Source organism: Priestia sp. TSO9 (assembly GCF_021029645.1).
In the GTDB taxonomy this organism is placed as follows: domain Bacteria; phylum Bacillota; class Bacilli; order Bacillales; family Bacillaceae_H; genus Priestia; species Priestia megaterium_E.
In genome coordinates, this window is sequence record NZ_JAJEKD010000009.1 from 48179 (window position 1) to 70310 (window position 22132).

20 protein-coding genes are annotated in these 22132 nt (G+C 38.9%); 15 read left to right on the forward strand and 5 right to left on the reverse strand.

The window, feature by feature from the left end; all coding sequences use genetic code 11:
* Window positions 1-71 precede the first annotated feature (71 nt).
* Window positions 72-911, forward strand: a complete 840-nt coding sequence (locus LJC66_RS03095; protein WP_192100719.1) for a YitT family protein — start codon at window positions 72-74, stop codon at window positions 909-911.
* A gap of 37 nt (window positions 912-948) precedes the next feature.
* Here LJC66_RS03095 and LJC66_RS03100 read toward each other — a convergent pair whose 3' ends face one another.
* The 3 genes from LJC66_RS03100 to LJC66_RS03110 all read right to left on the reverse strand — a co-directional run bounded on the left by LJC66_RS03100 (window position 949) and on the right by LJC66_RS03110 (window position 2797).
* Window positions 949-1710, reverse strand: a complete 762-nt coding sequence (locus tag LJC66_RS03100; RefSeq protein ID WP_195695380.1) for a DUF3813 family protein — start codon at window positions 1708-1710, stop codon at window positions 949-951.
* Between the two features lie 3 nt (window positions 1711-1713).
* Window positions 1714-1866, reverse strand: a complete 153-nt coding sequence (locus tag LJC66_RS03105; protein ID WP_013055382.1) for a hypothetical protein — start codon at window positions 1864-1866, stop codon at window positions 1714-1716.
* A 118-nt stretch (window positions 1867-1984) separates the two neighbouring features.
* Window positions 1985-2797, reverse strand: a complete 813-nt coding sequence (locus tag LJC66_RS03110) for a Cof-type HAD-IIB family hydrolase (protein WP_195695379.1) — start codon at window positions 2795-2797, stop codon at window positions 1985-1987.
* A gap of 235 nt (window positions 2798-3032) precedes the next feature.
* Here LJC66_RS03110 and LJC66_RS03115 point away from each other — a divergent pair, with 235 nt between their 5' ends.
* Window positions 3033-3341: a metal-sulfur cluster assembly factor gene (locus tag LJC66_RS03115; RefSeq protein WP_013055384.1), complete on the forward strand. Its 309-nt coding sequence runs from the start codon at window positions 3033-3035 to the stop codon at window positions 3339-3341.
* Between the two features lie 30 nt (window positions 3342-3371).
* Here the strand turns inward: LJC66_RS03115 and LJC66_RS03120 are convergent, their stop codons facing one another.
* Window positions 3372-4070: a Crp/Fnr family transcriptional regulator gene (locus tag LJC66_RS03120; RefSeq protein WP_050691041.1), complete on the reverse strand. Its 699-nt coding sequence runs from the start codon at window positions 4068-4070 to the stop codon at window positions 3372-3374.
* 352 nt (window positions 4071-4422) lie between these two features.
* On the opposite strand from LJC66_RS03120, the gene argC reads away from it, so the two are divergent.
* The 11 genes from argC to LJC66_RS03175 all read left to right on the forward strand — a co-directional run bounded on the left by argC (window position 4423) and on the right by LJC66_RS03175 (window position 18113).
* Window positions 4423-5466, forward strand: a complete 1044-nt coding sequence (argC, locus tag LJC66_RS03125) for an N-acetyl-gamma-glutamyl-phosphate reductase (protein WP_028407449.1) — start codon at window positions 4423-4425, stop codon at window positions 5464-5466.
* Between the two features lie 49 nt (window positions 5467-5515).
* Window positions 5516-6748: a bifunctional ornithine acetyltransferase/N-acetylglutamate synthase gene (gene argJ, locus LJC66_RS03130; protein ID WP_374199187.1), complete on the forward strand. Its 1233-nt coding sequence runs from the start codon at window positions 5516-5518 to the stop codon at window positions 6746-6748.
* A gap of 12 nt (window positions 6749-6760) precedes the next feature.
* Window positions 6761-7585, forward strand: coding sequence for an acetylglutamate kinase (gene argB / locus LJC66_RS03135; protein ID WP_230931776.1), 825 nt, complete (start codon window positions 6761-6763; stop codon window positions 7583-7585).
* Window positions 7551-8705, forward strand: coding sequence for an acetylornithine transaminase (locus LJC66_RS03140; protein ID WP_230931777.1), 1155 nt, complete (start codon window positions 7551-7553; stop codon window positions 8703-8705). The genes argB and LJC66_RS03140 overlap by 35 nt, the downstream gene beginning before the upstream one ends.
* Before the next feature lie 70 nt (window positions 8706-8775).
* On the forward strand, window positions 8776-9849 hold the full coding sequence (locus LJC66_RS03145) for a carbamoyl phosphate synthase small subunit (protein WP_121944379.1): 1074 nt from the start codon (window positions 8776-8778) through the stop codon (window positions 9847-9849).
* Window positions 9842-12952: a carbamoyl-phosphate synthase (glutamine-hydrolyzing) large subunit gene (locus LJC66_RS03150; RefSeq protein ID WP_230931778.1), complete on the forward strand. Its 3111-nt coding sequence runs from the start codon at window positions 9842-9844 to the stop codon at window positions 12950-12952. The genes LJC66_RS03145 and LJC66_RS03150 overlap by 8 nt, the downstream gene beginning before the upstream one ends.
* On the forward strand, window positions 12949-13899 hold the full coding sequence (gene argF, locus LJC66_RS03155) for an ornithine carbamoyltransferase (protein ID WP_230931779.1): 951 nt from the start codon (window positions 12949-12951) through the stop codon (window positions 13897-13899). Before LJC66_RS03150 ends, argF begins: the two co-directional genes overlap by 4 nt.
* A 102-nt stretch (window positions 13900-14001) precedes the next feature.
* Window positions 14002-14646: an SDR family oxidoreductase gene (locus LJC66_RS03160; protein WP_230932158.1), complete on the forward strand. Its 645-nt coding sequence runs from the start codon at window positions 14002-14004 to the stop codon at window positions 14644-14646.
* Window positions 14647-14775: 129 nt separating this feature from the next.
* On the forward strand, window positions 14776-14955 hold the full coding sequence (locus tag LJC66_RS03165) for a YjzC family protein (protein WP_195695372.1): 180 nt from the start codon (window positions 14776-14778) through the stop codon (window positions 14953-14955).
* Window positions 14956-15068: 113 nt separating this feature from the next.
* Entirely contained in the window at window positions 15069-17672 is a 2604-nt protein-coding gene (gene clpB / locus LJC66_RS03170; RefSeq protein WP_195695371.1) for an ATP-dependent chaperone ClpB, read from the forward strand.
* Between the two features lie 189 nt (window positions 17673-17861).
* Window positions 17862-18113: a hypothetical protein gene (locus LJC66_RS03175; protein ID WP_014461601.1), complete on the forward strand. Its 252-nt coding sequence runs from the start codon at window positions 17862-17864 to the stop codon at window positions 18111-18113.
* Window positions 18114-18141: 28 nt separating this feature from the next.
* Here LJC66_RS03175 and LJC66_RS03180 read toward each other — a convergent pair whose 3' ends face one another.
* Window positions 18142-19035: a helix-turn-helix domain-containing protein gene (locus LJC66_RS03180; RefSeq protein WP_013081740.1), complete on the reverse strand. Its 894-nt coding sequence runs from the start codon at window positions 19033-19035 to the stop codon at window positions 18142-18144.
* A 338-nt stretch (window positions 19036-19373) separates the two neighbouring features.
* On the opposite strand from LJC66_RS03180, the gene LJC66_RS03185 reads away from it, so the two are divergent.
* On the forward strand, window positions 19374-20552 hold the full coding sequence (locus LJC66_RS03185; RefSeq protein WP_230931780.1) for a galactokinase: 1179 nt from the start codon (window positions 19374-19376) through the stop codon (window positions 20550-20552).
* Between the two features lie 30 nt (window positions 20553-20582).
* Entirely contained in the window at window positions 20583-22106 is a 1524-nt protein-coding gene (gene galT / locus LJC66_RS03190) for a UDP-glucose--hexose-1-phosphate uridylyltransferase (protein ID WP_230931781.1), read from the forward strand.
* Window positions 22107-22132 lie beyond the last annotated feature (26 nt).

Below are 22132 nucleotides of genomic sequence, written 5' to 3' on the forward strand. Positions count from 1 at the left end.
ACTTTATTCATTTTATAAATGGGTATAGGAGAGTAAGAAGTTTTAAAAAAGCGGAGGTCGGTCATTTGAATATGTGGCTTGAAACAAAAAAAACGATAGTCGTCTTGGTAGGAGCATTATTGAATGCGCTTGCACTCAACTTGTTTTTGATACCCGCTAATGTATATTCGAGCGGCTTTACAGGAGTAGCGCAGCTTGTTTCGAGTATCGTGACAGATTACACCCCTTTTACTATTTCCACTGGAGTGCTGCTGTTGTTGTTAAATATTCCTGTAACTATTTTAGGGTGGAAAAAAGTTGGGAAGTCATTTACTGTTTACAGCTTTATCAGCGTTGCTGCAACAACTTTGTTTCTTGGAATTATTCCTATTCAAGCACTTTCTAAAGACATCATCCTTAACGCAGTTTTTGGAGGCGTTATTTTAGCGGTAGGGGTAGGAATTACGTTGAAGTTTGGAGCTTCAACTGGTGGGCTCGATATTATTGCCCTGATTTTATCTCGAGTAAAGGACCGACCAATTGGCACTTATATGTTCATATTAAACGCAATTATTATCGTGCTAGCAGGTCTTTTATATGGGGCTGAGAAGTCACTCTATACGCTTGTGACGCTTTATACAACTACTCGCGTCATTGATGTTATTCATACGCGTCATGTCAAACTCACAGCAATGATCGTAACGAAAAAAGGAGTGGAGCTAAGAAAGGCAATTCACGCCAAACTTGTGCGAGGGATTACGGCGGTACCGGCTAAAGGCGGCTTTACAAACGAAGATAAAGAAATGCTAATGATTGTTTTGACTAGATACGAATTATTTGACTTGGAGCGAGTGATTAAAGAGGTAGATCCTAAAGCATTTACCAATATCGTTCAGACAACGGGAATCTTTGGTTTGTTTCGCAAGGATTAAAAAAGGTCCAGGTATTCATTACCTGGACTCTTTTTTATTAATGTGTGCCTTTTAAGTCATTAGAAAGCTCTTGAAGCTGAGCTTGTTCTTCAGGAGAAGCATTTTGCTGCGCATGAGACAGCATATCAGCTGCAATGTTTTCATCAGAACCTGCAGACGTATGAGCCTGAGACGTTTGATGATTTTGACCAGCAGCTCCCAATGTATTCTGAAGCTGCTGAAGCTGAGCTTGTTCTTCAGGAGAAGCGCTTTGCTGTGCATGAGACAGCATATCAGCTGCTACGTTTTCACTAGACGTGTGAGCTTCACGGTGAGCGTGAGACTGACCGCCCTCTAAAGTGCTTTGAAGCTGTTCAAGCTGGCTCTTTTCTTCAGGAGAAGCATTTTGCTGTGCATGAGATAATATATCAGCTGCCACGCTTTCACTGGACGTGTGAGCTTTACCGTGAGCGTGAGACTGACCGCCTTCTAAAGTGCTTTGAAGCTGTTCAAGCTGTGCCTTCTCTTCGGAAGAAGCATTCTGAACGATATGAGACAGCGTATCGGACATAATGTCTGCGCTTTTCTCTTGTGAATGTGATTCTCCATCTGTATCATACGCTTGATGCAATGAGTTTTGGAATTGCTTCAGCTGCTCTTGCTCCTCAGGAGAAGCGTTAGAAGCAATACTGTTTAATACGCCTTCTGAAATATCAAGTTCCCCGTTGCCGTGCTTTTGACGATGAAGCTGATCTTCTGAATGGCCGGATACTGCGTTTCGAATCGCATCTTTTACTTGACCAAAAAGTGAATTTTTCATAAGTTACTGTCCTCCATGAGGAGTTTGGCGCTGCTGAGCTTGAAATGCTTCTGCCTCTGCCATAGTCATATGATAAGGAATTCGTTCATCATGTTTTTGAACTGCGTCTGCACCTTGTTTCACAAAACGTTTTGATCGATTGCCTCTGCCCATCATAAATTCCTCCTCGTAATATAAATAAAACCGACACCTTAAGAAGTGTCGGTTATAGTGTGTGCTAAATAAAAAAAATGATAGCGATAAAAATTTACCTTGCTTTTCAAAAAAAGCTAAGTTATAAATTTAACGTTTTTTCCAAATAATAAGCAATACCGTCATTTTCATTCGATTTTGTTACTTCACGCGCTAGCTGTTTTAATTCGTTAATACCATTTTCCATGGCGATACCGTGTCCTGCAAATTTAATCATTTCAAAATCATTGTCTTCATCTCCAAACGCAATAATTCGTTCGCGTGGAATTTGATAATGATTAGCTACGCGCTCAAGACCTACAGCTTTATTAAGTCCTTTTTTTACAATTTCAACGACATGCCAAGGTGCTCCCCAGCGTCTGTGTTCTAGTACTTCTGCATGAACATCTGAAAGGTGAGAGCGTATATCTTGCACATGTTCTTCATCTGCGTGAATTAAAATAGACGTTGGGTCGTGCTGCAGCGTATGACGCAAATCACCCGTTTGTAATTTAGGATCCCCTAGGCTAAGTACATCCATTAATTTTCGATCTTCAAAATGAAGATACACATCATCTTGTACTTCTGCCATGATATTGTTGATGCGATAGTCTTGCATAGCTGTCACAATGTCATGGACAGTGCGGCGGTTTAAAGGTTCGTGATGCGTGCCGAAATCAGGCTGAAGGGGGTGATGAACAAGCGCTCCGTTAAAGTTTACGATAGGCGTGGATAAATTTAATTCGCTGTAATACATAGCACTGGAACGATAAGGTCTACCAGTTGCAATCATTACAATATGTCCTTCTTGTTTGGCTTTTTCTAATACCCGTTTTGTTGTAGGTGAAATGGTTTTTTCATTCGTTAACAATGTTCCATCCAGATCTAAGGCGATTAAGTGTTGATTGTTTCTCATATAGGGCTCCTTTTAAATTGAAGTAGTTATACGATTATATTGAATTCTACTAATATTCATGCTTGTATTCCCATATTTTACACAACTTTTCCTTAGGAGCAAAGCAGAACGATTGACATGCAAAAGCTGTCTTGTTACGGTGTAAGACATAGTTATTGATTGCTTACGATAATTTGTTTAAGGGTATATTTAATACGTGAAGATAATTACGGAAGTAAGAGAAAGGAGAATGAATATGGATAAACAGTTAGAAGATAAAATCATGGAATCACTAGAAGAAGTAATTGATCCAGAGCTTGGCGTTGATATCGTAAATTTAGGCTTAGTGTATGGTGTAGAAATGGAAGAAAACAACACAGTTATCGTGACGATGACGTTAACTTCTATCGGCTGCCCGCTGGCTGGTGTGATTGGCGAACAAGTGAAAAAACAATTAATTTCTCTTGAAGAAGTAGAAAATGTAGAAGTGAATATCACATTTAATCCTCCATGGGATAAAGATCGAATGACGCGCTACGCTAAAATTGCATTAGGTGTTCAATAAGAAAAAAGCCATCAACGATGGCTTTTTTTCTTATTCAATTCTGCACAATTCCAAAGGGCAGTCCTCACAGTCTATTTCTTTCTTTAAAAAAGAGAGCTTATGAATGATGATTTTTCCATCTGCCATCGAAATCACTTCGTTTTTTCGCAACTCAGCGAGCATGCGATTGACCACTTCTCGAGATGTCCCGCATAGATTGGCGATTTCTTGATTTGTCAACGTTACGTTTAATAAGATACCATTTGGCTTCATTACTCCAAAACTATTAGACATGCGGATCAGAGTAGAGTAGAGAGCACCTTTTTTTCCATTTAGAATTAAGTCTCTAAACTTTGTCTGCATTCGCTTGATTTGGAGTCCCATCCACTTCATGTACTCCATAGAAAGAGCAGGGTATTGTGCTAGTTCGTTTTCTAACAACCGTTTTTGAATACTGATTGCTGTACAAGGTTCAATGGCTTTTGCTTGGAGCATATGGGGAGTAGATCCGCAAAACAGCATGACTTCCCCGATTAAGTCTCCTGAACTCGCCAGCTGAAGTGTCAGTTCGCGTCCTTCAGGCGTCACTTTACCTACTTGCACGGCCCCTGACGTAATAAAAAATAAATGAGTTGAAGGTGAACCTTCTTGAAAGAGAAAGTCACCTTTTTCAAACGAAAGCTTATGATCAAAGTTCATAAAAAATTGCTGCAGCTCATTTGAAAAAGAATCCGTTGTGATGTTCATCATGTTATCACCTTTTAATTAAAATTTTTGCGACTGTTATTTATGAATCTATTAAGTTAGAACAGTCTGTATATGCTGTACGTCCACTAGCCGTATGAAAAAAATGTCATACGGATGATTTTATCAATATTCTTATTATACACAAAAACAACCAGTGTTTTCCAAAACTATCTGTGAACAATTTCTAAACAAAAATAGAAAGATAGTTATAAAAATAAAAACTTATGAATAAATAAAAATTTTTAAAAATATAGAATAAAGTGTTGGATTTTTTAAATATTCATTTGATTTTATTTTTATACGGTATTATAATGATAAATAATTCAAATAGATACGTGGAAAAAGGAGTTTTAAAATGAAAGAATACAAGGTAGGAATTGTTGGAGCAACAGGGTATGGAGGAGTAGAACTGATTCGTTTGTTAGCGAATCACCCACATTTTCATGTTTATGCAGTTTATTCATCCTCTCAGGATGGGATGGAACTAGCAGAAGTTTATCCTCACCTTTCTAATACTGTATATACGCTGCAAGATATAAACCCTAAGAAGATGGCTGAAGAATTAGATTTAGTGTTTACAGCAACTCCGTCCGGTGTTTCTAGCAAACTTGTACCTCAATTAATAGAAGAAGGAATCAAAGTAGTAGATCTATCTGGAGATTTTAGATTAAAAACAGAAGCGCTTTATGAAAAATGGTACAAAAAGCCTGCTGCAGCCGAAGCATTTTTACAACAGTCTGTGTATGGATTATCAGAATGGTTTGCAGACGAAGTCGAAAGCAGTACGTTCGTTGCGAACCCGGGTTGTTATCCAACAGCTACACTGCTTGGGCTAGCTCCCCTCGTTAGTAAACAAATGGTGAAATCAAACTCTATTATCATTGATGCAAAGTCCGGAATCTCAGGAGCAGGGCGCGGACTTTCGCAAATGGCTCATTATGCTGAAATCAATGAAAATATGAAAATATACAAAGTTAATCAACATCAGCATATCCCAGAAATCGAATCTATTTTAGAAAAGTGGGATGAGGAAATTGGCCATGTTACGTTTAGTACGCACTTAGTTCCAATGACGCGAGGGATTATGAGTACAATATACGCTGAACTTTCTGAAGAGAGCTCAGTTCAAGAGCTCCATCAGCTATATGTAGATACATATCAAAACTCCCCGTTCGTTCGCGTTCGAAAAGCTGGTGAATTTCCTTCTACTAAAGAAGTAAGTGCATCAAATTATTGCGATATCGGTATTACATTTGACGAACGAACAAAGCGTGTCACGATCGTTTCTGTCATTGATAACTTAGTAAAAGGGGCAGCCGGTCAGGCCATTCAAAATGCCAATATCATGATGGGATTTGAACAGCAAGCGGGTATCGGACTACTGCCTGTCTTCCCATAAAGTCAACAGCATCACTAATCACGATAAAAGCAGGAGGGAACGTATAGTGATTACGGTTAAACAAACGAAAGAAAAGATAAAGAAAATAGAGAACGGTACAATTGTAACGCCGCTAGGCTTTTCAGCAGACGGCGTTCATGCTGGTTTACGTTATGCTAAAAAAGATTTAGGAGTTATTGTAAGCGAGGTGCCAGCTAATTGCGCAGCTGTTTACACGCTTAATGCCTTTCAAGCAGCGCCTTTAGCTGTTACAAAAGAAAGTGTAGCAGTGGAGCAGAAGCTGCAAGCGATCGTTGTGAACAGCGCATGTGCAAATGCATGTACGGGAGAACAAGGATTAAAAGATGCATACCAAATGCGAAATACATGTGCGAAAAAGCTTAATATCCTACCTCATCATGTAGCGGTAGCTTCTACAGGCGTAATTGGAGAGCTTCTAGATATGGAAAAAATCGTGAAAGGCATTGGGTTGTTAAGTCCTTCGTCGAACAAAGAAAAAGCAGAAGAATTTCAAACGGCTATTTTAACAACAGATACAGTGATGAAGTCAGCTTGCTATGAAACAAAAATTGACGGCAAAGTAGTTACTATTGGAGGCACAGCGAAAGGATCAGGCATGATTCACCCAAATATGGCTACGATGCTTAGCTTTATCACAACGGATGCTAAGGTTGAAGCTTCAGTGCTGCAAGATGCGCTAGGTTCTATTACAAATAAAAGCTTTAATCAAATTACAGTGGATGGTGACACATCGACAAATGATATGGTTGTTGTTTTAGCAAATGGAAAAGCTGATCACCAGTCGCTTACACCAGATCATCCTGAATGGAATTCGTTTTATGAAGCACTGCGCTTGACGTGTGAAGATTTAGCCAAACAAATTGCACGCGACGGTGAAGGAGCAACAAAACTAATTGAAGTAAACGTATCTGGGGCTCATACAAACGAAGAAGCAAATGTGATTGCTAAACAAATTGTGGGCTCGAATCTAGTGAAAACGGCCATGTATGGAGCCGATGCCAATTGGGGACGAATTATTTGTTCAGTTGGGTACAGCGGAGTAGCGCTTAATCCAGAAACAGTGAATGTTTCGTTAGGCAATATCCAGATGTTAGAAAACAGTCAGCCTGTTTCATTTAGTGAAGAAGAAGCAAAGGCTTATTTAGAAAATGATACGGTCGAAGTCTATGTTGACTTGCAGCAGGGAAATGGAATTGGCAAAGCGTGGGGCTGCGATTTGACTTACGATTACGTCAAAATCAACGCCAGTTATCGAACGTAAGGAGAGAGTGAAATGAGCAATGAAAAAATCGTCGTTGTAAAATGCGGAGGCAGCATTGTCAATCAGTTAACAAGCGCTTTTTTTGAAAGTATTCAGCAGTTAAAAGCGAGTGGATATCAGATCATTGTTGTGCACGGAGGCGGACCTGATATTCAAGATACGCTTACCAAACTTCACATTGAAACGGAATTTGTAGATGGGCTTCGAAAAACGTCCAAAGAAGCATTAGAAGTTGTGACGATGGTATTAGCAGGCAAGGTTAATAAGCAGCTTGTAAAAGATCTACAAAAAGCGAACTTAAAAGCGGTAGGACTATCAGGAATTGATGGATTATTGCTTAAAGCAGAGGCAATTGATGTGGAACGTCTAGGTTACGTTGGAGAAGTAAAAGGCGTAAACGATACATTATTAAAACAACTAACTGACAGTCAGTATATTCCAGTTGTTTCTTCCATTGGAGCAGATGAAGAAGGTAATAGCTATAATATTAATGCTGACGTGGCAGCCGGAGCCGTTGCACAAGCAGTAAATGCTGAAAAGCTGATGTTTGTAACGGATGTAAAAGGTGTGTTAAAGGATGGAACATTGCTTCCAGAACTTACAAAGTCAGAGATTGATGCACTTATTGAAGAAAAAGTAATTTACGGCGGAATGATTCCGAAAGTAACATCAGCGGTAAATGCGTTATCTCCTTTACTTGAAGAAGTTCATATTATTAGCGGAACTGATGGATTTTTAGATAAGGAAGGAAAGCTGATTGGTACAGCAATTAAATATAGTGGAAAAGGTGGAGAAGATAGCGATGAGTTCATTGTTTCCAACATATCAACGGTTTGATATCCATGTGGAAGAGGCGCAAGGAACAAAATTAATAGATAACAAAGGAAATGAGTATTTAGATTTTATTTCAGGTATCGCTGTTTGTAACGTAGGTCATCGTCATCCTGATGTTCAAAAAGCGGTGGAAGAGCAGTTAAATAAAGTGTGGCACGTGTCAAATTTATTTCATCAATCGATTCAAGAAGACGTAGCAGGTAAGCTTGTGGAACATTCAAACGGTGATGCAGTATTTTTCTGTAACAGCGGTGCAGAAGCCAACGAAGCGGCGATTAAATTAGCGCGCAAGTACACACAAAAACACAAAATTATTACGTTTACAAAATCATTTCATGGACGTACATTTGCTACAATGACAGCTACAGGGCAGGCAAAAATTCATGATGGCTTCGGTCCTCTTGTTAATGAGTTTGTTTACGTGCCATACAATGATGAAGAAGCATTAAAACAAGAAATGGACGACAGCGTAGCAGCAATTATGGTTGAAGTCATTCAAGGAGAAGGCGGAGTGGTTCCAGGAACCGAAGCATTTTTATTAACCATTCAAGAGCTGTGTAAAAAGCATGAAGCACTGTTTATAGTCGATGAAGTGCAAACTGGAATCGGCAGAACAGGAAAACCATTTGCTTATCAGCATTTTAACGTGTCACCAGATATTATTACAGCAGCTAAAGGATTAGGAAGCGGAATGCCGGTTGGTGCGATGATTGGAAAAGGATATCTCAAAGAAGCATTTGGACCTGGTACTCACGGAACAACCTTTGGAGGAAACCCAATTGCACTAGCTTCAGCCAAAGCAACCTTAAACATTATTTTTAATGAAGCATTTTTGGCAGAGGTTACAGAAAAAAGCCTTTATTTTACCAATGCTTTGAAAAATAGCGTAGCAGATTATTCATTTGTAACCGATATTCGTGGAAAAGGTTTTATGATTGGAATTGAATGCGGAGAACATCAGTCAGCATTGCTTGCAGCTATGCATGAAAAAGGATTGCTAGCACTGGGAGCAGGACCGCATGTAGTACGATTGTTGCCGCCGTTAACTGTAACAAAAGAAGAGTTGGACCAAGCGATTCATATCATTGAAGAAGCGTTTAGCCAAACAAAAATTACTTCATAATACAAATTTTTTTGAATATGTTTGTATAAAAATTCTGTTTTATAAATAATTATTCGAAGAGGGATGCACAATGAACGGATATTTACACTTAGCAAACGGCGATTCGTTCGCCGGACACATTGAACATACAGCAACGCACCAGGCAGAAGGAGAAATTGTTTTCTTTACTGGAATGACTGGTTATCAAGAAGTTGTGACTGATCCATCTTACAAAGATCAAATTATCGTCTTTACGTACCCTTTGATTGGGAACTATGGTATCAATGAAAAAGATTATGAAAGCAAAAAGCCTCATGTAGCAGGCGTTGTCGTATACGAATGTTCAGATGAAGGGTTCCATTACGAAGCCATGTACAGCTTTAAACAATATTTAAAGAAATGGAACATTCCGCTTATTACACATGTGGATACGAGAGCGGTCGTAAAACGAATTCGAAAAGAAGGTACGATGCAATCTGCCTTTTCGACATCTGCTGAGCCGCCAGCATTTACTGCTGAATGCGATGGATATGTAGTAAAAGAAGTATCAACAAAAGAGCCTGTTACTTACGGAAACGGTGAAAAACACGTTGTATTAATGGACTTTGGCTATAAAAAATCAATTTTACAAGAGCTGTTAAATCGAGAGTGCAAAGTAACAGTTGTTCCTTATTCTACAAGCTCTTCACAAGTAAAAGAGCTGCAGCCGGATGGCATTGTCTTATCAAACGGACCTGGAGATCCAACCCAAGTGAGCAGTCAGCTGGATGAATTAAAAGAAATTATTTCATCGTATCCAACTTTAGGAATTTGCTTTGGACATCAGTTAATTGGGCTTGCTTTTGGGGCACAAACCAAAAAGCTAGCGTTCGGTCACCGAGGAGCTAATCAGCCTGTAATTGATTTAACGAATAACAAAGTGTGTATGACGTCTCAAAATCACAGCTATGTCGTAGACGAACAGACGATTACGTCTACGCCATTAAACGTTCGATTTAAAAATGTGAATGACGGATCGGTTGAAGGTTTAATGCATAAAGACCTTCCTGTTATGTCAGTTCAATACCATCCAGAAGCACATCCTGGACCAAGTGACAGCACGTATATCTTTGATGAATTTATGACGAAAGTACAGCAAGTAGGGAGCGGAAAAGTATATGCCTAAAGACCAAACGTTAAAAAAGATTTTAGTAATCGGATCAGGACCAATCGTAATTGGGCAAGCAGCAGAATTTGATTATTCAGGAACTCAGGCATGCTTGTCATTAAAAGAAGAAGGTTACGAAGTTATCTTAATCAATAATAATCCAGCTACCATTATGACGGACACTCACGTAGCAGATCGAATCTATTTTGAACCATTAACAGTAGACTGTGTGGAGAAAATTATTGCAAAAGAAAAGCCGGATGGTTTGTTAGCAACATTAGGCGGACAGACGGGTTTAAACTTAGCCCTTGAGCTTCATGAACAAAACATTTTGCCGAAATACGATGTGAAACTTTTAGGAACACCGATTGAATCAATCAAAAAAGGTGAAAGCCGTGAAGAGTTCCGCGCATTGATGAATGAACTGAATGAACCCGTGCCGGAAAGTGAAGTTGTTACAAAAGTAGAAGAAGCGTTAGCTTTTGCCAAGAAAATTGGTTTTCCTGTTATTGTACGTCCTGCTTATACATTAGGCGGAACGGGCGGAGGAATTGCTCATTCTATGGAAGAGCTTGAAAAGCTTTCAGCGTCAGGTTTGCGTGAAAGTGCTATTACTCAGTGCTTAATTGAAAAAAGCATCGCTGGATTTAAAGAAGTTGAGTATGAGGTTATGCGCGACGTAAACAATACGTGCATCACAATTTGTAATATGGAAAACATCGATCCCGTAGGCGTCCATACTGGAGATTCGGTAGTCGTTGCTCCTTCTCAAACACTAACAGACGTGGAATATCAAATGCTTCGCTCTGCTTCAGTTAAAATTATTTCATCGCTTGGCATTATTGGCGGTTGCAACATTCAGTTTGCGCTTGATCCAAAAAGCAAGCAGTACTATTTAATTGAAGTAAATCCGCGTGTGAGCCGTTCGTCTGCTCTTGCATCAAAAGCAACTGGCTATCCAATTGCTAAAATTGCTGCAAAGCTATCGGTAGGCTACACGCTTCATGAGTTATTAAATCCTGTGACAGGAGACACGTATGCAAGCTTTGAACCTGCTCTTGACTATGTAGTAGTGAAATTTCCAAGGTGGCCGTTTGACAAGTTTTTCTACGCTGAAAGAACGCTTGGCACACAAATGAAAGCAACTGGAGAAGTAATGGCTATTGACCGTAACTTTACACGTAGCTTCCAAAAGGCATTATCTTCTTTAGAAATTGACTTACAAGGATTAGAAGTAGAAGAACTGCAAGAACTTTCAACAGATGAATTAAAAAGCAAGCTGGGCGAACAAAGCGATGAGCGTATTTTTGTTATCCTTGAGCTTTTACGCCGAGGCACAACGTCTGAGTATATCCATGAAGTAACACAAATTGATTATTTCTATTTAACACACTTTGCACAGCTGATTAAAATGGAAGCCTCTTTAAAAGAAGTACGTTTTGATTCGATTACAGCTGAACACTTTAAACAAGTGAAGGAGCATGGTTTTACAGATGCGTATCTAGCAAACGTATGGAATGTGCCAGAACTTGACGTAAGAGCGAAACGTAAAGCATTACATATTACGCCAAGCTATAAAATGGTGGATACATGTGCAGCGGAGTTTGAATCTTCAACGGCTTATTTCTACTCTAGTTACTACGGCGAAAGTGAGATTGAACCATCAACGAATAAAAAAGTTGCGATTATCGGTTCTGGACCCATTCGTATTGGGCAAGGAGTAGAGTTCGACTACAGCTCTGTACACGGTGTGCTAGCTCTTGAAAAAGAAGGATACGAAACGATTTTAATTAACAATAATCCAGAAACGGTAAGTACGGATTTTGAAGTAGCAGATCGCTTATATTTCGAACCTGTAACAGTAGAAGACGTATTAAATGTTCTTGATGCTGAAAATGTGACGGATGTAATTGTTCAATACGGAGGTCAAACAGCTATTTCGCTTGTTAAAGGTCTAGAAGAAGCTGGCGTTAATTTATTAGGTATTACAAATGATGTCATTGATGCACTTGAAGATCGTGACCTGTTTTATAAGCTCTTAGATGACTGTGATATTCCTCATATTCCAGGTGAAATGGCGAAAGATGCGAAAGAACTTGTACAAAAAGCAAAAGATATGGGATTCCCATTACTCATTCGTCCTTCTTACGTGATTGGCGGAAAAGGTATGCTGACAATTCAAAACGAAACCGAGCTTCAGGCTTGTTTACCGGCTATTAAAGCGTCTCATTTCCCAATGCTTATTGATGCTTACTTCCCTGGAAAAGAAGCAGAAGTTGATGTGGTAGCAGACGGAAAAGATGTGTTGATTCCGACAATCGTTGAACATATTGAAAAAGCCGGCGTTCATTCAGGAGACAGCTATGCGCTTTTACCAGCAAAAACAGTAGAAGCAGCACATAAAGAAAAAATAGTGAGCTACGCTCAAAAAATTGTAAACAAACTTCAATATAAAGGGATTATGAATATCCAATATGTTATTTACAACGATGAAGTCTACATGCTGGAAGTTAATCCGCGTGCCAGCCGTACAGTCCCTGTAGTAAGCAAAGTGTGCAACACGCCGCTTGTTTCGCTATCAACTCAAATATTGCTTGGGAAATCATTGTCGGAAATTAGTGAAAAGCTAGGTTTATTGCCGGATCCAGCTTACACAACTATCAAGTTTCCAGTGTTTTCGACAAGTAAATTATCAGGAGTTGATCCACTTGTTGGACCGGAAATGAAGTCAACTGGTGAAGGAATTGCGATTTCTTCAACGATTGAAGAAGCAGCAAAAAAAGTATTCCATCAGTATGTGTTAAGTAAAAAAGGTGCTGCAGAAGTGTATATCAACGGAGAAGCGCAGGGCCTTGAAGAACTTGTGCAAAGCGCGGGCTTAACTCTTGTTAAAGATAAAGAAGTTAGTGAATGGGTGAAAACGAAAGAAGCTTTATTATATGTAAGTTTACAGCCTGAAGATAAAGAAAGCCGTATGTCAGCGTTAAAACACGGTTTAATGGTTATGACGGAGGCAGAAACGGCTTCGCTATTTTTCCAATCGTTCCAAGTAGATGAATATCACGTTTCATCACTGCAAGAATGGTTTCAAAAAACTAAAAAGGAAGTGACAGTATCATGAGTACAGTATCGGTAAATACCAATTTAAAAGGAAAAGATTTGCTTACGCTTAAAGATTTATCATCAGACGATATTACGTCACTTTTGGAAAGCGCCATTGAGCTGAAAGAAAAGCATAAAAATGGTGAAATCGTAACATCGTTAAAAGGAAAAACGCTGGGGCTCATTTTTGAAAAATCTTCAACAAGAACAAGAGTCTCATTTGAAGCGGGAATGATGCAGCTTGGAGGAAACGCCCTCTTTTTAAGCAGCCAGGATTTACAGATTGGACGCGGAGAAACGATTGCTGATACAGCGCGCGTACTATCTGAATTCATCGATGCTATAATGATTCGTACGTTTGAACACAGCAAGATCGAAGAGCTTGCAGATTACGCATCCATTCCCGTTATTAATGGTTTGACAGATGATTATCATCCTTGTCAAGCTCTAGCTGATTTATTAACGATTTACGAGCACAAGAAATCATTTGAAGGGCTAAAAGTAGCTTACGTTGGAGACGGAAATAATGTAGCGCATTCGTTAATGATTGCATGTGCAAAAATGGGGATAGATATTTCAATTGGATGCCCTGATGGATATGAGCCAAAAGACTTTGTAACAGCTTATGTTAATAAAATAGCTGCTACAACAGGGGCAAAGGTTACGATTACAAAAGATCCTGTAGAGGCTGTGAAAAATGCCGATGCTATTTATGCAGACGTATGGACAAGTATGGGACAGGAAGAAGAAGCACAGCAGCGCTTGAAAATATTTGCTCCTTATCAAGTAAATGAAGAGCTAGCTGCCTATGCTAAGCCAGACTATTTATTTCTACACTGCTTGCCTGCGCATCGTGAAGAAGAAGTAACAGCAAGCATTATTGATGGACCAAATTCTGTTGTCTTTCAGCAGGCTGGAAATCGTATGCATGTACAAAAAGCTTTGCTTCAAGCAATTTTAGGCTAAGAAAAAAACCTTTCTGATATTCTCAGAAAGGTTTCTTTGTTTAAAGGGAATTAATTGTGGGAACACCAATTGTATACTAAACAGAACGAAAGGTGATTTATGATGAAAGTATTAGTTGTTGGAGCAAACGGAACAACGGGAAAACAAGTGGTAGAAAAAGTCGCAAACAGCAAACAGCACGAAGCTTATGCGATGATTCGCGACGAAAAACAAGCAGACGCTTTAAAAAAGCTGGGCGCTAACGTTGTACTTGGTGACTTGGAGCAAGATGTTTCAGATGCTTTAAGAGGTATGGACGCTGTCATATTTGCAGCAGGTTCTGGAGGAAATACCGGAGACGAAAAGACAATCGCTGTAGATCAAAACGGTGCTAAAAATATCATTGATGAAGCAAAAAATCAAGGTGTAAAGCGCTTTGTTATGTTAAGTTCAATGGGAACAGACACACCTGAACAAGGACCAGAAGGCTTACAGCTTTACCTGCGTGCGAAAGCGATAGCGGATGAATACCTAAAGCAGTCTAATCTGCAGTATACAATTGTACGACCAGGAACTTTATCGAATGATCAAGCTACTGGGAAAATTGATATCAATAATGATATTCAAGATAAATCTCAGACGATTCCTCGAGCAGATGTAGCAACCGTGCTTGTAGAATGTCTGAACGAAGAAGCTACGATAGGAAAAACGTTTGAAATGTTAGCTGGAGAAACTGAAATCGAACAAGCTATTAAATTTACTCATTGATACAAAAGGGCGGATCTAAAGGTCTGCTCTTTTTCTCTTCCTAATATGAAAACATCTCCATTATGAAACAGAAATCTTAAGGGAATAGTATAGGAGAACATTTCATTTCAGGAATGAGGAGGCAGGACAATGGGACAAAATCGTCATTTTACACCAGGTCAAAAAGCTCCTAATAACGGAGTGTATATTGAAATTGGTGAAACAGGAAGTAACGTAAATAATCCTCAAAAGGTTAAATTAAAAGCAGGAGAGCGTTTTCCAGAGACGGCAAACGATGATCGCCACTGGACATATACGCGCAAGCCTTAATAGTGAAAAATAAAGAAGCCATTCTAAATTGAATGGCTTTACTTGTTTTCCTATTGCTGGGTATAATGAAATAAAGGTCAATAAAGGTCAAATGTATCGAAGGAGGATGTTTAATGGATATAAATAAAATGACCCAAAAATTGCAAGAAGGCGTGATGGAAGCGCAGTCCGAAGCTATTAAACGAAATCAGCAGGAAGTCGATATTGCTCATTTGCTTTATACGCTCATTCATCAGCAAGATGGTATTGCTCCTCGCATATTAGATCATTTACATATCGATCATCAATCTTTTCAGCAGCAGGTAAATCAATTGCTTGCGAAAAAACCAGCCGTTACAGGAAGCGGTGCTGAAGCAGGGAAGGTTTATATTACAAATAAACTTCAGCAGCTGTTTGTTAAAGCTCAAGAAGAAGCATCTCGTCTGCAAGATGATTATGTTTCAGTTGAACATATCTTTTTAGCGTTAGCCCAGGAACCTTCTTCTAGTGAATATGGCAAGTTATTTTCAAGTCACGGTATAACAAAAAAAGCCTTGCAAGATGTGCTTACTAATCTTCGAGGGAATCAGCGTATTACAAGCCAAAACCCAGAAGTTACATATGAAGCGTTAGCTAAATATGGAAGAGACTTAGTAGCAGAAGTACGAGCAGGGAACATTGATCCCGTCATTGGACGAGATGGAGAAATTCGCCGCGTTATCCGCATTTTATCGCGAAAAACAAAAAACAATCCAGTTTTGATTGGAGAACCTGGCGTTGGTAAAACAGCGATTGTTGAAGGTCTAGCACAGCGTATTGTTCGTAGAGATGTGCCTGAAGGATTAAAAGATAAAACCATCTTTTCATTAGATATGGGAGCTTTAGTAGCAGGAGCGAAATTCAGGGGAGAATTTGAAGAGCGTTTAAAAGCTGTTCTTCAAGAAGTTAAGAAAAGCAACGGTCAAATTCTTTTATTCATTGACGAGCTTCATACAATCGTTGGCGCAGGCCGTACGGATGGAGCGATGGATGCAGGGAATATTTTAAAACCAATGCTTGCTAGAGGAGAACTTCACTGTATAGGAGCTACAACTCTTGATGAGTACCGTCAGTATATTGAAAAAGATCCAGCGCTTGAAAGACGCTTTCAACAGGTGCTGGTTGAAGAACCTTCAGTAGAAGATACAATCTCTATTTTGCGTGGTTTAAAAGAACGATTTGAAATTCATCACGGTGTAAACATTCATGACCGAGCGATTGTTTCAGCAGCGGTTATGTCTGATCGTTATATCTCAGACCGCTTTTTACCTGATAAAGCAATTGATTTAATTGATGAAGCATGCGCAACCATTCGAACAGAAATTGATTCGATGCCATCAGAATTAGATGAAGTAACACGACGTGTCATGCAGCTCGAAATTGAAGAAGCGGCATTAAGTAAAGAAACAGATCAAGCAAGCATCACAAGGTTAGAGGCAATTCGAAAAGAAGTCTCTGATTTAAAAGAGCGTGCAGATACAATGAAGCTGCAGTGGGAAAAAGAAAAGCAGTCGATTCAAACGGTGCAAGATGTTCGGGAGCAGCTTGAAAAAGCGAAGCGAGACCTAGAAGAAGCTGAAGGGAAATATGATTTAAATAAAGCAGCTGAACTTCGCCACGGACGCATTCCAGCTCTTGAAAAAGAACTAAAACAGCTGGAAGAAACAGCAGCTGAAAAAGCACAAGAAAACCGTTTGTTAAGAGAAGAAGTAACAGAAGAAGAAATTGCTGAAATTGTAGGAAGATGGACGGGAATTCCGGTATCAAAACTAGTTGAAGGAGAAAGAGAAAAGCTGTTGAAGCTTGAGTCAATTTTACAGCAGCGTGTAATTGGACAAGACGAAGCCGTATCCTTAGTGACGGATGCTGTGATTCGTGCACGGGCAGGCATTAAAGACCCGAACCGTCCGATTGGATCATTTATTTTCCTAGGACCTACCGGAGTAGGAAAAACGGAGCTAGCCAAAACGTTGGCACATTCTTTATTTGACAGTGAAGAACAAATGGTTCGGATTGATATGTCTGAGTACATGGAAAAGCATGCGGTCTCTAGGCTCATAGGAGCTCCTCCTGGCTACGTAGGATACGAAGAAGGCGGGCAGCTAACGGAAGCGGTAAGACGCAAGCCTTATTCAGTCGTTTTGTTGGATGAAATTGAAAAAGCCCATCCCGAAGTATTTAATGTGCTCCTTCAAATACTAGATGATGGAAGAGCGACAGATTCAAAAGGAAAAGTCATTGATTTTAAAAATACAGTTATTATTATGACGTCGAATATCGGTTCTCAATTTTTATTAGACGGTTTAACAAGTGAAGGCGAGATTACTGAAAACGCCAGAGAGCAAGTGATGGCTCAATTGAGACAGCATTTTCGTCCAGAATTCTTAAATCGAGTAGACGACACTATTTTATTCAAACCGCTAACTGTTCATGAAGTAAAAGGGATTATCGATAAGCTATTGCTTCAGCTTGAAAAGCGTTTATCCGATCGTCATATTTCGTTAACGTTAACAGAAGAAGCAAAAAATTATATTGCAGCCTCCGGGTTTGATCCGGTATACGGAGCTCGCCCTTTAAAAAGGTTTATTCAAAAATATATTGAAACAAAAATTGCTAGAGAATTAATTGCAGGGCAAATTGAAGATTATAGTCAAGTGACAGTTGATGTAAAAGATGATGAGTTTGTTGTCAGCGTATAAGTTTCCTAAAAAGATCATTCATGATAAACTGAATGGTCTTTTTTTGCTATCAAAAGCAGCTCTCCTTTTAAAATAAATAAAAGAAAATACGTGAGAGCTAAGTGTAAAAACTTATTCAGTTTTAGGTTGTAGAATATATCTAATTCATTTATGATAATACAAAATGGGCAAAGGAGCATGAATGAGCACATGAAGGACCGTATAGAGCTTATATATGACGAAGCATACGATTTTATAGATCAGGCATTAACTAAAATAAGAGCGCTGGATAAAAATGATCTTCAAGCTGAAAATGAAGAAGTGCAGGAAAAGGCAGAACGGACAGAGTTTGCACTTCAAGCTGCACGAGATATTTTAGAAAATATGATTATCCCGGGTAAAAAATTGACTTTTATTTACGAAAAAGGTTCTGTAGTAGTAGAAATTCCCGATAAAAAATAAAAACGACTTCCTTTTATGGAAGTCGTTTTTATTTTGGCAATGCAAAGTGCTCATCAATGGATGCATCACTTTTTCGATACTGCCCGGGTGTCATATTGGTCGTTTTGCGAAATACTTTTGTTAAATAATTGGCATTTGCATAGCCGACGTTTTCAGCAATTTCTTCGATTGAGTACTTGGTTTGATGCAGTAGCTCGGCCGCTTTTTGAATGCGAAGCTTCGTTAAGTATTGAATCGGCGTAATCCCAGTCGTTTGTTTGAATAACCGGCTAAAATGATAGCGAGATAAATGAGCTGCATCTGCCATTTCATCCGGACCGATTTCTTCATGATAATGATTACGGGCAAATAAAATAGAGCTAATGATACTTTCAGGCCAATCTTCTGTAAAACTGTCCATGCTTTTAATATATTGGTACAGCTCCATTACAAAGCGGTAAGATAAGCTTGAGGCATGAAATGGATCTGCTATATGTTTTTCACTTGCCCGCTTATATATTTGAGCAAGCAGCTGAACAGGTGCTGATTCAGGATGAAACCGTATTACAGGGGAGTGGGTTGACTGAATATAATCCCAGCATTTTTGTACTTCATCTCCGTATAATGTAAGAAAAATAAACTCCCAGTTTTCACTTTCCTTTGGTAAGTAATAGCGATAATTTCCAGGTATATTGACGATGAATGCTTTCCCAGCATCCACTTTATATTCTTGTCCATCTATTTCAATCATTCCGTATCCAGAAACCGTGTATTGAAAAATATATTTCCCTACGTCTTTTCGCTGATTTCCGCTCCAGTTATAAAGGGGAGAGAAAACTTCATCCCACCCAACAGACCATAGCTGCGCAACTTCATTTGTGCGGGATTCTAAAAACCTGTATGCGTACGTTGAATATTCTTGAGCTTGGAAATGTGAGAGCAAATTTTCACCTTCTTTTTGAAATAAAGTAGTACTTAATTCTTACTTTAACGTAATCGCTTTCATTTTTCTATAATTTTTTGAAAATATCGTGATTATTTTTAGGGAATGTCTCTAAATCTATTATTTTCTTATAATTTGCAAGTCAAGGCTCACATAAAGATAACACCTTTTTGGCGCAAGAGTAGTTCATCGTCAATTCAAAAGAATCATTTTTAAAGGGATAAGCAAAAAAGTACCGATTATCGATAGTAATTTTACCATTGAGGCAAGGAAAATTGGACTTTACAATGTACATATGAATCCGTTTCCAAAAAACTACTTAAAATAGGTGATAATAAATGCTGGGAAAATTAATCGAAGAGTTCAAACAAATATTTCATTCGTCAGAAGCTATTCGCTGCTTTTTTGCGCCAGGACGTGTCAATTTAATTGGAGAACATACTGATTATAATGGAGGGCATGTTTTTCCTTGTTCATTGAGTATAGGAACGTATGCGGTAGTACAAAAACGTCACGATCGACAAATACGTATGTACTCTAAAAACTTCTCTGAAGCAGGCGTTATTGAATCCTCTTTAGAGCAATTAACGTACAAAATCGAAGATGATTGGGCTAATTATCCAAAAGGAGTAATGGATACCTTTAAAAAGCACGGATATGACCTTCCTTTTGGTTTTGATATCTTGTTTTTTGGCAACATTCCTAATGGAGCAGGGCTTTCATCATCCGCATCAATTGAGTTAGTCACATGCGTACTTTTAAATAAAATTCTTGAATTGAATATCGATATGATGGACCTTGTAAAAATGGCGCAGCAAGCTGAAAATGAATTTATCGGCGTAAGCTGCGGGATTATGGATCAGTTTGCAATTGGAATGGGAAAAGAAAATCAAGCCGTATTGTTAAACTGTCAAACTCTTGAATACCAGTATAGCTCGCTGCAGTTAACAGATGCTGTGCTCGTTATTTCTAACACAAATAAGCGAAGAGGGCTGGCAGATTCAAAATATAATGAGCGCCGTATGGAGTGTGAAAGAGCGCTGTCAGATTTACAAACGTCACTTTCCATTAATTCGCTTGGTGATTTAACCAAAGAACAATTTGAAAAGCATAAATCTTTGATACAAAACGAAGTAGATTGTAAGCGCGCTAAACATGCGGTATATGAAAATGAACGCACAAAAGAAGCGGTTGCTAAATTGCAAAACGGTGATTTAAAAGGGTTTGGTCAATTGATGAATGAGTCGCACCGTTCGCTGAGAGATGACTATGAAGTAAGCGGAAAAGAACTAGATGCTCTTGTAGAAGCAGCTTGGCTGCAAGAAGGCGTGATTGGATCACGCATGACAGGTGCAGGCTTTGGGGGCTGTACAATCAGCATCGTAAAAAAAGCACAGGTTGATAGGTTTATTGAGGAAGTAAAAGAAGCCTACTACAAGAAAACAAGTTTAGAAGCTGAATTTTACGTGGTTACCGTTGGAGAAGGAGCGCGTGAACTCACATTAGAAGCAGTATAAGAAAAAACAGATAGAGAAAGGAACGAGTGTATGTCAGTCAACATTCATGAAGAAATCACCCGACTTATTCAATATGGTCTGCAAAAGAATCTATTAACAAAATGGGATATAGATGTGGTGAGAAATAAACTGCTGGAAGTGTTAAAGCTCGATGAATACATCATGGTAAAAGTCAAACAAGAACGTCTGGAACATCCAGCTGCTATTTTAGACAACATGCTTGATTGGGCTGCCAAAAACAATCGAATTGCCGAGAATTCTATCACGTATAGAGATTTATTCGATACCAAAATAATGGGATGCTTTGCAAGCATGCCGTCAGAGGTTAATCGACTATTTTATGATTATTATCAACAAAGTCCTCAAAAAGCCACAAGCTACTATTATAAGCTGTCAAAAGACATTCACTACATTCGCCAAGATCGAATTGCTAAAAACGAAAGATGGGTAACAAACACTGATTTTGGAGAGCTTGAAATTACGATTAATTTGTCTAAGCCGGAAAAAGATCCAAAAGCAATTGCAGCAAGCAAATCGTTGAAGGAAAGCAACTATCCGCTGTGTCTTCTCTGTAAAGAAAATGCTGGTTATGCAGGTCGTATTAACCACCCAGCTCGTCAAAATCATCGGATTATTCCTGTGGAATTGCAGGAAGAGATGTGGTACATGCAGTTTTCACCGTATGTTTATTATAATGAGCATGCTATTGTTTTTGCGAGTGAGCATACACCTATGCATATTTCAAAGCAAACGTTTGAGCGGCTGCTTGCCTTTGTTGAACAATTCCCACATTACTTTTTAGGGTCAAATGCAGATTTACCCATTGTAGGAGGGTCCATTTTAACGCATGATCACTTTCAAGGAGGCTATCATGAGTTTCCTATGGCTAAAGCAAGAATAAATAAATTGTTCTCTCTCAAAGCGCATCCAGATGTGAAAGCTGGAATTGTTCATTGGCCGATGTCGGTTGTTCGTCTTCAAAGTCCGCACCTTGCACCATTAGTGGAAGCAGCAGATTTTATTTTGAAGAAATGGAAATCATATAGTGATCAAAGCGCTGGCATTTTAGCTTTTACAGATCAAACTCCTCACAATACAGTCACACCTATTGCTAGGAAAAGAGGAGATTTGTACGAATTAGATTTAGTACTGCGAAACAATCGAACAAACAGCAAACATCCAGATGGCATTTATCATCCGCATGCAGAAGTTCATCATATCAAAAAAGAAAATATAGGTTTAATTGAAGTAATGGGGCTTGCAGTTTTACCTGGTCGTTTAAAAGACGAAATGAGTCTAGTGGCCAAAGGATTAGTTCAGAATAATCTGAGCGAGTTAGCCAGCAGGCATGATCAAGTGCAAAAACACGTGGAGTGGGCTGAGCACATCAAGAAAAAGTATCCGCATATTGAAGAGAAAAATGTTCACGAGATTCTCCAACAAGAGCTTGGTTTAGTCTTTGCGACTATTTTAGAACATGCAGGTGTGTTTAAACAAACTGCTGAAGGACAGCTTGCATTCAGTCGCTTTATGAATTCGTTAAATCAAGAGTAAATTATTAATAAAAACAGGCAGCTCAT

What these genes read in the sequence shown, in the direction of transcription:
- LJC66_RS03095 (WP_192100719.1), top strand. Translation starts at nt 72, where the DNA reads ATGTGGCTTGAAACAAAAAAAACGATAGTCGTCTTGGTAGGAGCATTA.
- LJC66_RS03100 (WP_195695380.1), bottom strand. Translation starts at nt 1,710, where the DNA reads ATGAAAAATTCACTTTTTGGTCAAGTAAAAGATGCGATTCGAAACGCA.
- LJC66_RS03105 (WP_013055382.1), bottom strand. Translation starts at nt 1,866, where the DNA reads ATGATGGGCAGAGGCAATCGATCAAAACGTTTTGTGAAACAAGGTGCA.
- LJC66_RS03110 (WP_195695379.1), bottom strand. Translation starts at nt 2,797, where the DNA reads ATGAGAAACAATCAACACTTAATCGCCTTAGATCTGGATGGAACATTG.
- LJC66_RS03115 (WP_013055384.1), top strand. Translation starts at nt 3,033, where the DNA reads ATGGATAAACAGTTAGAAGATAAAATCATGGAATCACTAGAAGAAGTA.
- LJC66_RS03120 (WP_050691041.1), bottom strand. Translation starts at nt 4,070, where the DNA reads ATGATGAACATCACAACGGATTCTTTTTCAAATGAGCTGCAGCAATTT.
- argC (WP_028407449.1), top strand. Translation starts at nt 4,423, where the DNA reads ATGAAAGAATACAAGGTAGGAATTGTTGGAGCAACAGGGTATGGAGGA.
- argB (WP_230931776.1), top strand. Translation starts at nt 6,761, where the DNA reads ATGAGCAATGAAAAAATCGTCGTTGTAAAATGCGGAGGCAGCATTGTC.
- LJC66_RS03140 (WP_230931777.1), top strand. Translation starts at nt 7,551, where the DNA reads ATGAGTTCATTGTTTCCAACATATCAACGGTTTGATATCCATGTGGAA.
- LJC66_RS03145 (WP_121944379.1), top strand. Translation starts at nt 8,776, where the DNA reads ATGAACGGATATTTACACTTAGCAAACGGCGATTCGTTCGCCGGACAC.
- LJC66_RS03150 (WP_230931778.1), top strand. Translation starts at nt 9,842, where the DNA reads ATGCCTAAAGACCAAACGTTAAAAAAGATTTTAGTAATCGGATCAGGA.
- argF (WP_230931779.1), top strand. Translation starts at nt 12,949, where the DNA reads ATGAGTACAGTATCGGTAAATACCAATTTAAAAGGAAAAGATTTGCTT.
- LJC66_RS03160 (WP_230932158.1), top strand. Translation starts at nt 14,002, where the DNA reads ATGAAAGTATTAGTTGTTGGAGCAAACGGAACAACGGGAAAACAAGTG.
- LJC66_RS03165 (WP_195695372.1), top strand. Translation starts at nt 14,776, where the DNA reads ATGGGACAAAATCGTCATTTTACACCAGGTCAAAAAGCTCCTAATAAC.
- clpB (WP_195695371.1), top strand. Translation starts at nt 15,069, where the DNA reads ATGGATATAAATAAAATGACCCAAAAATTGCAAGAAGGCGTGATGGAA.
- LJC66_RS03175 (WP_014461601.1), top strand. Translation starts at nt 17,862, where the DNA reads ATGAAGGACCGTATAGAGCTTATATATGACGAAGCATACGATTTTATA.
- LJC66_RS03185 (WP_230931780.1), top strand. Translation starts at nt 19,374, where the DNA reads ATGCTGGGAAAATTAATCGAAGAGTTCAAACAAATATTTCATTCGTCA.
- galT (WP_230931781.1), top strand. Translation starts at nt 20,583, where the DNA reads ATGTCAGTCAACATTCATGAAGAAATCACCCGACTTATTCAATATGGT.